Source organism: Pseudomonas saxonica (genome assembly GCF_007858365.1).
Taxonomy (GTDB): domain Bacteria; phylum Pseudomonadota; class Gammaproteobacteria; order Pseudomonadales; family Pseudomonadaceae; genus Aquipseudomonas; species Aquipseudomonas saxonica.
The window spans coordinates 467,501-479,531 of record NZ_VFIO01000002.1 but is presented as its reverse complement, the minus strand read 5'-3'; the positions used below and the strand labels follow the sequence as shown (position 1 = coordinate 479,531).

Here is a 12,031-nt window from a genome sequence, read left to right as displayed (position 1 = left end):
CTAATCGCTAGCATTGATCTAGCGATAGATGGCGTCGATCAATCGGGCTTGAGTGATTTTTGGTAGAGCGCAAAGCAGGCTTCCGCAAGGGCGGAGCGCGGTGCTTCCCGGCGCATGATCAGGCCCAGTTGGGACAGGGTTTTAGCCTCTGCAATGGGGTGCAACCGCAAGTCATCGGTCAGTGCTTCAAGGCCGCCATCCAAGGGCATCACCGCACAGCAGAGCCCGCCGTGAACGGCTTGAAGCAATTGATGAACTGCATCGGTTTCGATCAACGGCTTGGGCGTAAGGCCGCGACTGTGAAAGTTATGATCAATGGACTGACGAAAGTGCATGCCACTGCTGAGCAGGCCCAGCGGCAATTCAATCAGCGCTTCCCAGCTCAACGGCTGCTCGCCGAAGCTGAAATGCCGCTGGTCGTAAAGCAGTCCCATGCGGGTTTCGCCGAAGGCCTGAAAATCAAAACGTGCGTGATCAAGGCGGTCGAGGTAAGAAACGCCCACGTCCAGCCGGTTACTGGCGAGTTGCTCAAGTATTTGTTCAGAGCTGAGTGCCGACAACTCAAAGCGCAGTTCAGGATGTTCTTGGTGCAAGCGATGTAATAAAGGTAACGGGTCGAAACTCGACAAAGGCACCACACCCATGCGCAGCGTGCCGATCAGGTTACCGCGACAGGCGGCCGCTTCGGCCTGCAGCCCGTCATAGGCAGCAAGCACCGTTCTGGCCCAGGCGAGGACGCGTTCGCCAGGCGCCGTAAAGCTTTCAAAGCGCTGGCCGCGATTGACCAGTTGCAAGTCGAGCTCTTGCTCCAGGCTGCGCAGGCGCATGGACAGTGTGGGTTGGGTAATGTGACATCGCGCGGCGGCTTGTCCGAAATGCCGAGTTTCGTCGAGGGCAATCAGGAATTTCAGCTGTTTAATGTCCATCGTCGCTCCACGCGTGACTCACCGCCGGATTCTAACGTGCCGGCCATGAAACGTACTCTGCCAATGTTGGTCTACGCTTATGTATCTGGATAACTCAACCCTAGGAGCGTGATTCATGAGTATTATTAACTTTATCAAAGAAGCTGGCGAAAAAGTGATCGACTTACTGACACCGGGCAATGCCCACGCGGGCGAGGAACTGAAAAAGCACGTCGAGCAAGTTGGGTTGGGCAATCCAAATATCACGGCCACCGTTCAAGGCGACAAAGTGACGGTGAGCGGTGAAGTGGCCACGCAAGAAGAGAAAGAAAAAATCATTCTGGCGGCGGGCAACATTCAGGGCGTGAGCAGTGTTGAAGACAAGATCACGGTTACCGGGCCAGTGGTTGTGGCCTCGCGTTTTGTGGTGGTCAAAGCGGGTGACACACTAAGTGCCATTTCCAAAACCGTGTACGGTGATGCCAACCTGTACAACAAAATCTTCGAAGCCAATAAACCGCTGCTCAAGGACCCGAACAAAATCTATCCGGGCCAGACCCTGCGTATTCCTGAATAAACCTCTGTAGTCGCTGCCGCAGGCTGCGAATGAGCTGTCGACGCTCATCGCAGCCTTCGGCAACGGCTACACGGGCATGGTTACAGGCCATTCAGCAACGCTCGATAATCCTCCAATGCGGCAAATTCCTCGGTGTCTTTCGGGCCCTTGTTGCTGTCTGGCTGTTTGACCGCCAGCAAGTGAGCCACGCCATACGCACGGGCGCTTCGCAGGATCGGCAAGGTGTCGTCGATAAACAGGCTGCGGCCCGGATCAAAACCAATATCGGCCTGCAAAGCATCCCAAAATGCCGGGCTTTCCTTGGGGAAGCCGTAATCGTGGGAACTGATCAGGCGTTCGAAGTAGGGCGCCAGCTCAATGCGCTCCAATTTCAATGAAAGTGAATCGCGGTGAGCATTGGTGATCATGATCACCCGTTTACCGGCTTGCTTGACCGCGGCCAGAAAGGTGTCTGCATCGGGGCGCAATGCAATCAAGTGCGCTGTTTCGAGCTTGAGTTCGCGCACCGGTAGTTTCAATTCGGCGCTCCAGAAGTCCAGGCAGTACCACTTCAGCAGGCCGGCATTGCGCTCAAACAGCGGTGTCAGTTCCAGATCGGCCATCGCCCGGCTAATGCCGTGAAGGTCGGCATAACGCTGCGGCAAATGTTCCAGCCAAAAATGATTGTCGTAATGCAGGTCGAGCAGCGTGCCATCCATATCGAGCAATACAGTATCAATGTCGCCCCAAGGTAAGGCTGTCATGTAAAACTTCTCCCGCAATTGAAAAACATCCGACACAGACAATCGGAAAAGCCGGGGTATAGTAACCCGTTCATATTGAGGAGCCGCTATGCGCCAAAAACCCACCGTACTTGCCCGCGAAATTGTTGCCAGTAGCCGATTGTTTCGAGTCGAAGAAGTGCAGCTGCGCTTTTCCAATGGCGTTGAACGCACGTATGAGCGGTTAGTGGGGCGCGGTAACGGTTATGGCGCGGTCATGATTGTGGCGATGGTCGACGCCGAACACGCGATTCTGGTTGAAGAGTATTGCGGCGGCACCGACGAGTACGAAATTTCCTTGCCTAAAGGCCTGATTGAGCCGGGCGAAGACGTTCTGGCCGCTGCCGAACGAGAGTTGAAAGAAGAGGCGGGCTTCGGCGCACGTCAGTTGGAGCATTTGACCGAACTGTCACTGTCTCCCGGTTACATGAGTCAAAAAATTCAGGTGGTATTGGCCACAGACCTCTATGAAGAACATCTGGAAGGCGATGAGCCTGAACCGATGCGCGTTGATCGGGTGAATCTGCGTGAGCTGTCGAGCTTGGTGCTCAACCCTCAATTCAGCGAAGGCCGTGCATTGGCTGCGTTGTATTTGGCGCGAGATGTGCTGACCGAGCGCGGGGAGTTTCAACCGTGAGTGAGTGGCCGCACCCGTTGCTGGAAGGCGTTATCAAACTGGCCCATGCCGCAGGGGACGCCATTCTGCCGTTCTGGCGTGCGGATGTTGCAGTGACCGCTAAAGCGGATGACTCACCGGTTACCGCGGCTGATCTAGCGGCACACCATGTGCTGCTGGACGGCTTGACGGCCCTGGACCCGAGCATCCCGGTATTGTCCGAGGAGGACGCCAATATTGCGCAAGGCATTCGTGCTGGCTGGACGCGCTGGTGGTTGGTTGACCCGTTGGACGGCACCAAGGAATTTATCAACGGTAGTGAAGAGTTCACCGTGAATGTTGCGCTGATTGAGCGCGGGCGCGTCGTGTTTGGTGTGGTATCCATGCCGACCAGCGGCCGTTGTTACTACGGTGGTGCTGGTTTGGGGGCTTGGCGTGCCGATGGCGATGTAATTGCGCCTATTAGCGTGCGTCACGTGCCGCCTGCGGGTGAGGCATTGACGGTGGTCGCCAGCCGTCGGCATTCCAGCCCTGCGCAAGAGCGCCTGTTGGCGGGATTGACTGAACAGTTGGGCGAGTTGAAGTTGGTCAGTGTTGGCAGTTCGTTGAAGTTTTGCTTGTTGGCTGAAGGGGCGGCCGATTGCTATCCGCGTCTGGCGCCGACTTCGCAATGGGACACGGCGGCGGCGCAAGGGGTACTGGAAGGTGCTGGCGGCGTTGTGCTGCAACTCGATGGTGAGCCGTTCAGTTACCCGGCGCGTGAATCGTTGCTCAATGAGAGCTTTTTGGCGTTGCCGGCTCAGGCGCCGTGGCGCAAGGCCTTGCTGGATTTAGCCAAGGTCGAGAGCCCCTCACCCTAACCCTCTCCCAGAGGGAGAGGGGACTAAAAGCAAAAGCAGATTTCCACTTCACCACACATCAGCTCCCTCTCCCAGAGGGAGAGGAGACTAAAAGCAAAATCAGATTTTCACTTCACCACACATCAGCTCCCTCTCCCTCCGGGAGAGGGTTGGGGTGAGGGCAGTGGTCTCAACGATGCAATACATACTGCCCGCTAAACCGCACCGCATCGTCCCCGCCCTCGGCATTAATGACGCGTGTCTCCAGCGTCAATCGCGCTCGCCCATGGCGCTTGTACATGGCCAAAAACTTGTTCCACGCCCCAGAGTCTGGCGCATCACACAGCACAATGGCGTCCTCAATCACGGGCAGCGGGTAAGTGATATGACCTTCCTGAATCACGATGTGCCCGTCTTCAATCCCGGCCTCAAGCAGGCTCAGATGCAACCAGCCCCACCCCGCAAGCACCGCACCGCAATACAAACTGCCACCAAACATGGTGCTTTTATGGTTGATATTGGCCGGTAGCGGCAAGTGCAGGCGCAGCTGGTGCCCTTGCCAGCTCAACACCTTGAGCCCCATGTCTTGGGTGAGTGGAATGTCGTGGTGGAGGACAGACTCCAGATAACCACTGTCGCGAATCATACCGGGGCCTCTCAATCGAACTCTTCTGGGTTGGAATGGCTGCCGCTTTCGAAGTGCAGGCCATGTTTGCGCAGTTTGTCGTGCAAGGTTTTGCGCGGCACGCCCAAGGCTTCAGCCAGGCTTCGCAGGGAGCTGTGGGAGCGCTCAAGCTCGGCAGCGATCAAACTTTTTTCAAAGTGCTCAACCTGATCACTCAGCCCGCCGCCGACCTCATCGTCAGCGATGTGTTTGCCATCGTGCGCGCCATCATCCAGCGCCAACTCCAGGCCTAGCGCAAAGCGCTCAGCGACGTTTTGAAGTTCACGCACATTGCCCGGCCAGTTGTGGCGCAGCAACAGTGCGCGTTGCGCCGGTTGTAGCACATTGGGCGTCAAGCCATGGCGGACGCTGGCTTCGTCGGCAAAATGCTGGAACAGCATCAGCGTGTCTTCACCCCGCTCACGCAGGGGCGCAATGCGCAGCGGTGCAACATTGAGACGGTAATACAAGTCGGCACGGAACCGCCCCTGATCGGCCGCCAGGCGCAGGTCTTCTTTGGTGGCAGCAATAACTCGGATATCCAACGCAATCAGCTGATTGCCGCCCACACGCTCAACCACCCGCTCTTGCAGCATGCGCAGCAACTTGACCTGAACATCCAGGCTCATGCTTTCAATTTCATCGAGGAACAAGGTGCCTCCATTGGCAAACTCGAATTTGCCGATACGACGCTTTTGCGCGCCCGTGAAGGCGCCCGGCTCATGGCCAAACAGTTCGCTTTCAACCACCGACTCGGCCAGCGCCCCCGCGTTGATCGCGACAAACGGTCCATTGCGTCTGCTCGACAGGTCGTGCAACGCCCTGGCGACAACTTCCTTGCCTGATCCGGTTTCGCCCAATATCAGCACGTCGGCTTTGGTCGCCGCCAGCGCGCCAATTTGCTCACGCAGGCGCAGCATGGCGGGTGAAAGTCCCACCAGCCGGGTGCTCAGTGACTGGCGATCACTTAAGGCCAGGCGCAGGCTGCGGTTGTCCAGCACCAGTGCACGCAGGGCCAGCGCGCGGCGAACGCTGTCGAGCAACGCGTCACTGGCAAAGGGCTTTTCGAGAAAGTCGTAAGCGCCCGAACGCATGGCTTGTACCGCCAGCGGCACATCGCCGTGGCCAGTGATCAACAGCACCGGCAGGTCAGGGTCTTGAGCGTGGAGCTGGGCCAACAACTCAAGGCCGTCCATACCCGGCATACGAATATCGCTGACCACTACGCCCGGCCAGTCACGCCCAACACGGTCGGCAAGGCCAGCGGCTTGCGCCAGGGGCAAGACCTTAAGCCCGGCCAGGTCCAGGGTTTGATGCAGGGCCTGACGCAGGTGCGGGTCATCATCGATCAGGATGACCTGTACGTGCGGATCAATGGGTTGGCTCATGATCTGGAGTCCTCACTGGCTTGCAAACTCACGCCTGGCGCTCCAGCGCGCAGTCGCAAGGTAATTAAAGCGCCGCCTTCCCTGTGGTTGGCGAACAGCAGTTCACCACCAAATGCACGGATCAGCGTGTCGCAGATAGCCAGCCCCAACCCCAAACCCTGTGTGCGGGTTTTGGTGGTGTAGAACGGCTCACCGGCGCGACCCAAGGCTTCCAGGCAAAACCCCGGGCCGTTATCGCGTATGTAGACGGTGACACCCTGTTCGGTGGCTTGGGCACTCAACCACAAACGGCGCGGCGGGCCTTTTTCTGTCAGGGCATCCAGTGCATTGGCCAATAAATTGCCCAAGACTTGGCGCAAACGCGTTTCACCCGCCTCGACCCACAGGGTGGCCGCGGGCAGGTCGCGAATCAACTCAACTTCCATGCTGCGTCGTCGATTGGCCAGCAATGCCAGCGCATCGTCCAGCGCCGGTTGCAAGGCAACACTTTCGGGCGCATGCCGATCACGCCGGGCGAAGGCGCGCAGATGGGCAATGATCGATGACATGCGCCCGGTCAATTCGTTGATCAGTTTGAGGTTGCCGCGAGCGTCGTCGATGCGCTGGTGATCGAGTAATACTTCGGCGTTTTCAGCGTAACTGCGGATGGCAGCCAGTGGTTGATTGAGCTCGTGGCTGATGCTGGCCGACATGGTGCCCAGAGCTGATAGCTTGCCTGATTGCACCAGATCGTCCTGGGCGCGCACAAGTTCCTGTTGCGCCTGCTCGCGCTCCAGCACCTCTTTACGCAACCGCTGGTTAAGCCCTTCGAGGTCGCTGGTGCGTTCGGCCACACGCATTTCCAGTTCGCGACGAGCCTTGCCTTCGAAAGCGATGCGGTCCAGATAATGTCGTCGGCGTTGCATCATCAAGCCGATGAGCAACACGATCACCAACAACGTGGCCGCGCCAATGGCCACCACGGTCCGCACCGGACGGTCGATCAGTGTGCGCGGGGCAAGGATATTGACGCGCCAACCGGTCTCGTCGATTTCCTGGGTTTGCACCAGCCAGGCATCCCAATTCAGGTTGAGCGGCTGCGGGTCGCGAGTCGGGTAGGGCAGGATGGCAAAAATATCCTGACGCTCTTCAGGGCTGAGCTCACGGGTGGCCCTGAAACGCCACTCCGGGCGTGAAGTCAGGATGACAACGCCATTATTGTCCGTCGTCAGCAACTGCTCGGGGGTGTTGCCCCACAATTGTTCGGTGTGATCGAGATCGACCTTGACCACCAGCACCCCGATGTTCTTGTTGGCGTCGAGTATCGGTGCGGCGAAATAGTAGCCGCGCTTGCCCGACGTCGTACCCAGCCCGAAGAATCGTCCCAGCTTGCCTTGCATCGCCTCGCTGAAATAGGGACGAAAAGCGAAATTACGGCCGATAAAGCTGTCGCTTTTATCCCAGTTGGAGGCGGCCAATGTATCGCCATTAGCGTCGATCAGGTACATGACCACGGCACCGGTCTGGGCGCTGATGTCTTTTAGCAGCTCATTGGCCTTGGCCTGAACCTGCGGGTTTTCGGGGTCGGCGAGTACTGCGCGCAGATCAGGCAACTCACCGAGAATCTGCGGCAGCACCTCATAGCGATGCAGCGAACCCAGCAGGTTAGCGACGTACAGGTCGAGGGTCTGCCGGTTTTGCCCGGTCAGTTCACTGCGGTAATAGCGCTCGGCCAAGTGCTTAAGGGGCCACAGCAAAGGAGCCAGGCACAGCACCAGCAAGGCGAGGCTACGCCACCGGGGTCTATGGGGAACTGAGGGAGTCGTGATCATCAAATACATGCGCCGCAAGAGTACGGCGCAGTATACCCAGCCTTAATGCGAACCCAATTCTTTGTGGTGGCTACCGAGGCTGGGTTGGGACTGAGTGGGTGATTTCACCGAAATACCAGCGTTGCCCACGAAACTCCCCCTCCAACCCGTCAAGCGCTTTGAATTCAAGTGAGAGCCCAACGCATTGCATGCCTTCGGGGATCTTCAGGCCCCATTGTTCGGCGAGGTTTTGATCGGTAATCGGTTGGCTATGGCCATGTTGATCGTGCCACGGTTGCATATGCGCGCGGTGATAATCCCGGTCGGTGTAAATGCAGACCTCGCTGGAGAACATGTCAGGCAGGGCGATCGAGGCAACCACCAGGCAATCGGGTGCATCGCTGGGGCGTGCGTCTATCAAGTGTTGGCAGGCGTTGATTAACTGTTGAGCACACTGGCTGCGAATAGCGTCTGTGGCTTGTTTACCTTCAACCAGGGTGGCCAGCACGGGAATTTTGAAATTACGGTAGCGACAAGATTGAGCGAGGTCGTCGGGGAAGTAGTCTTTGAAACTGTTGGCCCAGCGTGACAACGCTTTGAGCCGCCTTGTCACGCCCCGAACCTTTTTGTTGCTGAACGCTATTCGCCGCATGGTGGGAAATCCGTCTAGGTGAGTGCGATGCCCTGAAGAGCACCGACCCTATCCGAATTTTTGCGTAGAAAAAGGCGCGCCAGTAGAAATCAGAAGTGTCCTACGCCAGTTTAAGCATGTAGTGGCTCAAGCCGTTTCTTTGCTGGAGCCACCACAGGTTAGCGTTGCTCGGCGACACACTCGGCCAGGGCCGCGCGCCAATCGGGCTGAGTGACACCCCATTCACGACCCAGTCGGCTGCAATCCAGACGCGAGTTCTGAGGGCGGGCAGCCGGCGTCGGATAATCGCTGGCCGGTATCGGTTTGAGCGCTGCACAGGGTTTACCCGCTGCGATCAGCGGCTCGGCGATGGCTTGGGTGAAGCCGAACCAAGAGGTTTCGCCTTGTGCCGTGAGGTGGTAAACCCCCCATGCACCGGCGTGACCTGTTTGCCAGCGCTCAATCAGCATGCGCGTGCTCCGGGCAATGGTTCCCGCCCACGTCGGTGCGCCGATCTGGTCGGCCACCACGCCTAGCTCAGGCCGTTCCTGCAGCAAACGCTGCATGGTCAGCAAGAAGTTTTTGCCGTGGGCGGAGTACACCCAACTGGTGCGCAAGATCAGATGCTGGGCACCTGCGGCAGCAATGGCGCGCTCACCTTCGAGCTTGCTTTGGCCGTAAACGCCCAATGGGTTAGGTGCGTCGTCTTCGATGTAAGGGGCAGTTTTAGTGCCATCGAACACATAGTCCGTGGAGTAGTGAATCAACGGAATGCCCAGTGCCGCCGCTTCTTGGGCGAAGACGCCGGGCGCAATGGCGTTGATTGCAAAGGCCAGGTCAGGTTCGCTTTCAGCCTTGTCCACTGCCGTATGAGCCGCTGCGTTGATGATCAAGTCAGGTTTGTGGGCCTGAACTTGCTGGCGGATTTGCTCGGGCTGACTCAGATCAAGCTCATCGCGACCCAATACAATCAGTTCGCCAAGCCCAGCAAGCTGCTTTTGCAGCTCGATGGCGACTTGACCGGTTTTGCCGCTGACAAGGATTTTCAGAGGCGTGGGGCCGTGCTTCATGCCAGCAGATCCTTGGGCTCGGTGAACCCCAGACGCTGACCTTGATAGCTGCCGTCTTGAACGTGCTTGCACCATTCAAGGTTGTCCAGGTACCACTGCACGGTTTTGCGCAGGCCGGTTTCAAATGTCTCTTCGGGCACCCAACCCAGCTCGCGTTCGATTTTGCTGGCGTCGATGGCGTAGCGCTGGTCATGGCCCGGGCGGTCTTTGACGAAGGTAATCAGGTCAGAAAACTGCGCGACGCCTTCAGGGCGTGCTGGCGCCAGCTCTTCAAGCAGCGTGCAAATGCCACGTACCACGTCAATGTTGGTTTGTTCGTTGTGGCCGCCAATGTTGTAAGTCTCGCCGACTACACCTTCGGTCACAACTTTCAACAGCGCACGGGCGTGGTCTTCAACAAACAGCCAGTCACGCACTTGCAGACCGTTGCCGTACACCGGCAGCGGTTTGCCCGCCAGAGCGTTAAGAATAACCAACGGGATAAGCTTTTCCGGGAAGTGGAAAGGGCCGTAGTTGTTCGAGCAATTGGTCAGCAAAACCGGCAAGCCGTACGTGCGGTTCCAGGCGCGTACCAGATGGTCGGAGGCGGCTTTGCTCGCCGAATACGGTGAGCTAGGTGCGTATGGGGTCGTTTCGGTGAACAGATCGTCGACGCCGTGAAGATCGCCATACACTTCGTCAGTTGAAATATGGTGGAAACGGAATGCGCTTTTGGCGGGCTCAGGGAGTGTCAGCCAATAGGCGCGAGTGGCTTCCAGCAGGCTGTAGGTGCCCACGATGTTGGTCTGGATAAAGTCCGATGGGCCATCGATTGAGCGGTCAACGTGCGACTCGGCCGCCAAGTGCATGATGGCTTCGGGCTGGAAGCGCTCGATCACGGCGCTGACGGCGTTCTGATCGACGATATCGGCCTGGACGAACTCGTAGCGGGTGTCTTTGGCAATGCTTTGCAGCGATTCAAGGTTACCGGCGTAAGTCAACTTATCGAGGTTGAGCACTTCGTGCGCAGTGTTCTGGATCAGATGACGGATCAGCGCCGAACCAATAAAACCGGCGCCGCCGGTGACTAAAATACGCATGTGGATATTCCTTATTCCTTGATGGACTGCAAACGTGAGGCGCATAGCTTGTGGGCAGGCCGGATGCGGCGCAAGTACAAGACGTCTGAACACCCACATTTTTGACTGCCCACGCGTGACCGACTCGCAACAAAATAGATTTATATCGGCAATATTCTGGTTATTTTTATTTTATAAGTGTCTGGATCGTTCTAATGCAGATATTTATCGACTATAAAGGCGCCTATAGTTGATGCATGCCAGGCTCGCGTCCATATTTCAGAAATGTCGCCTGTGAATTTTCCCTTTGGCAGCCTTCAGGAGCCCCGATTTCGATGACTACTTTGCACAGTTCACCCCGCGCTGACGGTTTTTACATGCCCGCAGAATGGGCGCCGCAGACTCAAACCTGGATGATCTGGCCAGAGCGGCCTGACAACTGGCGTTTGGGCGGCAAGCCTGCCCAAGCCGCGCATGTGGCTGTTGCCAAGGCCATTGCACGCTTCGAACCGGTGACCGTCGGCGTGTCGGCTGGCCAGTACGAAAACGCCAGGGCGCAACTGGATATGCCGAATATTCGTGTCGTCGAGATGTCCAGCGATGATGCGTGGGTACGTGACAGCGGCCCAACCTTTGTCATCAACGACCAGGGTGAAGTGCGTGGTGTGAACTGGGACTTCAATGCGTGGGGTGGCTTGGAGGGCGGTTTGTACTTCCCGTGGAACTGCGACCAGCAAGTGGGCAGCAAGGTGCTCGAAATTGAACGTTGCCCGCGTTATTACACCGAGGGATTTGTGCTGGAAGGCGGCTCCATTCACGTCGATGGCGAAGGGACGCTGATCACCACCGCTGAGTGCTTGATGAACCGTAACCGTAACCCGCACTTGTCGCGTCAGGAGATTGAGGACGTTCTGCGCTCCAATCTGGCTGTGGATAAAATCATCTGGTTGCCGGACGGTCTGTTCAATGACGAAACCGACGGGCATGTGGATAACTTCTGCTGTTACGTAGCGCCGGGTGAAGTGTTATTGGCCTGGACGGACGACGAACGCGACCCTAACTATGTGCGCTGCCACGCGGCGATGAACGTGTTGCTGACCAGCACCGATGCCAAAGGTCGTCCGTTTGTGGTGCACAAAATGCCGATCCCGGGGCCGATTCATGCGACTCAGGAAGAGTGCGATGGCGTTGATAAAGTGGTGGGCAGTCAAGATCGCAATCCATCCGAGCGATTGGCCGGTTCTTACGTGAACTTCCTGATTGTTAACGGCGGCATTATCGCCCCCAGCTTTAACGACCCGATGGACGCGCAAGCCAAAGTCATTTTGCAAAAACTCTTCCCGCAACACGAAGTAGTGATGGTGCCGGGTCGCGAGTTGCTGTTGGGTGGCGGAAACATCCATTGTCTGACTCAACAGCAACCCGCGCCGCACAAAGCATAATTGGCGGCACAACATGAGTAGCCGCTGACGAGGAACAAAGGCCGCGACCGCTTCGCGCTCGATCGCAGCCTTCGGCAGCGGCTACAGGTTAAGGATCGCTGTAGCCGCTGCCGAGGAACGAAGGCTGCGATCGGCGGCAAAGCCGTCGTAAAACATGACACGCCGACGTGTGCCATTTTGCGACCGCTTCGCGCTCGATCGCAGCCTTCGGCAGCGGCTACAGGTTAAGGATCGCTGTAGCCGCTGACGAGGAGCGAAGGCTGCGATCGGCGGCAAAGCCGTCGTAAAAC

General features: G+C 57.5%; 12 protein-coding genes. 4 read left to right on the top strand and 8 right to left on the bottom strand.

From position 1 onward, the window contains the following. Positions 1–38 precede the first annotated feature (38 nt). The gene (locus FJD38_RS09305) at positions 39–926 is read right to left on the bottom strand and encodes a LysR family transcriptional regulator (RefSeq protein WP_146384994.1); all 888 of its coding nucleotides are present in this window, start codon (positions 924–926) and stop codon (positions 39–41) included. Between the two features lie 115 nt (positions 927–1,041). On the opposite strand from FJD38_RS09305, the gene lysM reads away from it, so the two are divergent. Continuing rightward, positions 1,042–1,482 carry a peptidoglycan-binding protein LysM gene (gene lysM, locus FJD38_RS09300; RefSeq protein WP_122785308.1) on the top strand — a complete coding sequence of 147 codons (441 nt, stop codon included), beginning with the start codon at positions 1,042–1,044 and terminating at the stop codon, positions 1,480–1,482. Positions 1,483–1,562: 80 nt separating this feature from the next. On the opposite strand, the gene yrfG is transcribed toward lysM, so the two are convergent. Further along, positions 1,563–2,225, bottom strand: coding sequence for a GMP/IMP nucleotidase (gene yrfG, locus FJD38_RS09295; protein ID WP_122785307.1), 663 nt, complete (start codon positions 2,223–2,225; stop codon positions 1,563–1,565). 88 nt (positions 2,226–2,313) lie between these two features. Here yrfG and nudE point away from each other — a divergent pair, with 88 nt between their 5' ends. After that, the gene (gene nudE, locus FJD38_RS09290; RefSeq protein WP_122785306.1) at positions 2,314–2,880 is read left to right on the top strand and encodes an ADP compounds hydrolase NudE; all 567 of its coding nucleotides are present in this window, start codon (positions 2,314–2,316) and stop codon (positions 2,878–2,880) included. Next, the gene (cysQ, locus tag FJD38_RS09285; RefSeq protein WP_146384993.1) at positions 2,877–3,719 is read left to right on the top strand and encodes a 3'(2'),5'-bisphosphate nucleotidase CysQ; all 843 of its coding nucleotides are present in this window, start codon (positions 2,877–2,879) and stop codon (positions 3,717–3,719) included. The genes nudE and cysQ overlap by 4 nt, the downstream gene beginning before the upstream one ends. 169 nt (positions 3,720–3,888) lie before the next feature. Here the strand turns inward: cysQ and FJD38_RS09280 are convergent, their stop codons facing one another. From FJD38_RS09280 to rfbB, 6 genes are all read right to left on the bottom strand, one after another. Further along, a complete protein-coding gene (locus FJD38_RS09280; protein WP_146384991.1) occupies positions 3,889–4,344 on the bottom strand; it encodes a thioesterase domain-containing protein in 456 nt (151 codons plus the stop codon). 11 nt (positions 4,345–4,355) lie between these two features. Beyond that, positions 4,356–5,750, bottom strand: coding sequence for a sigma-54-dependent transcriptional regulator (locus FJD38_RS09275; RefSeq protein ID WP_146384989.1), 1,395 nt, complete (start codon positions 5,748–5,750; stop codon positions 4,356–4,358). Next, a complete protein-coding gene (locus tag FJD38_RS09270) occupies positions 5,747–7,561 on the bottom strand; it encodes a sensor histidine kinase (RefSeq protein WP_146384987.1) in 1,815 nt (604 codons plus the stop codon). Before FJD38_RS09270 ends, FJD38_RS09275 begins: the two co-directional genes overlap by 4 nt. 70 nt (positions 7,562–7,631) lie before the next feature. Next, the gene (locus FJD38_RS09265) at positions 7,632–8,192 is read right to left on the bottom strand and encodes a DUF3916 domain-containing protein (protein WP_146384985.1); all 561 of its coding nucleotides are present in this window, start codon (positions 8,190–8,192) and stop codon (positions 7,632–7,634) included. A 158-nt stretch (positions 8,193–8,350) separates the two neighbouring features. Further along, entirely contained in the window at positions 8,351–9,241 is an 891-nt protein-coding gene (rfbD, locus tag FJD38_RS09260) for a dTDP-4-dehydrorhamnose reductase (RefSeq protein ID WP_146384983.1), read from the bottom strand. After that, entirely contained in the window at positions 9,238–10,320 is a 1,083-nt protein-coding gene (gene rfbB, locus FJD38_RS09255; protein WP_146384981.1) for a dTDP-glucose 4,6-dehydratase, read from the bottom strand. The genes rfbD and rfbB overlap by 4 nt, the downstream gene beginning before the upstream one ends. 314 nt (positions 10,321–10,634) lie before the next feature. On the opposite strand from rfbB, the gene aguA reads away from it, so the two are divergent. Beyond that, on the top strand, positions 10,635–11,741 hold the full coding sequence (aguA, locus tag FJD38_RS09250) for an agmatine deiminase (protein ID WP_146384979.1): 1,107 nt from the start codon (positions 10,635–10,637) through the stop codon (positions 11,739–11,741). Positions 11,742–12,031: the final 290 nt, after the last annotated feature.

Excerpts from the sequence above, each read along its gene's own strand:
- FJD38_RS09305 (WP_146384994.1), bottom strand. The coding sequence starts at position 926 with ATGGACATTAAACAGCTGAAATTCCTGATTGCCCTCGACGAAACTCGG.
- lysM (WP_122785308.1), top strand. The coding sequence starts at position 1,042 with ATGAGTATTATTAACTTTATCAAAGAAGCTGGCGAAAAAGTGATCGAC.
- yrfG (WP_122785307.1), bottom strand. The coding sequence starts at position 2,225 with ATGACAGCCTTACCTTGGGGCGACATTGATACTGTATTGCTCGATATG.
- nudE (WP_122785306.1), top strand. The coding sequence starts at position 2,314 with ATGCGCCAAAAACCCACCGTACTTGCCCGCGAAATTGTTGCCAGTAGC.
- FJD38_RS09280 (WP_146384991.1), bottom strand. The coding sequence starts at position 4,344 with ATGATTCGCGACAGTGGTTATCTGGAGTCTGTCCTCCACCACGACATT.
- FJD38_RS09275 (WP_146384989.1), bottom strand. The coding sequence starts at position 5,750 with ATGAGCCAACCCATTGATCCGCACGTACAGGTCATCCTGATCGATGAT.
- FJD38_RS09270 (WP_146384987.1), bottom strand. The coding sequence starts at position 7,561 with ATGATCACGACTCCCTCAGTTCCCCATAGACCCCGGTGGCGTAGCCTC.
- FJD38_RS09265 (WP_146384985.1), bottom strand. The coding sequence starts at position 8,192 with ATGCGGCGAATAGCGTTCAGCAACAAAAAGGTTCGGGGCGTGACAAGG.
- rfbD (WP_146384983.1), bottom strand. The coding sequence starts at position 9,241 with ATGAAGCACGGCCCCACGCCTCTGAAAATCCTTGTCAGCGGCAAAACC.
- rfbB (WP_146384981.1), bottom strand. The coding sequence starts at position 10,320 with ATGCGTATTTTAGTCACCGGCGGCGCCGGTTTTATTGGTTCGGCGCTG.
- aguA (WP_146384979.1), top strand. The coding sequence starts at position 10,635 with ATGACTACTTTGCACAGTTCACCCCGCGCTGACGGTTTTTACATGCCC.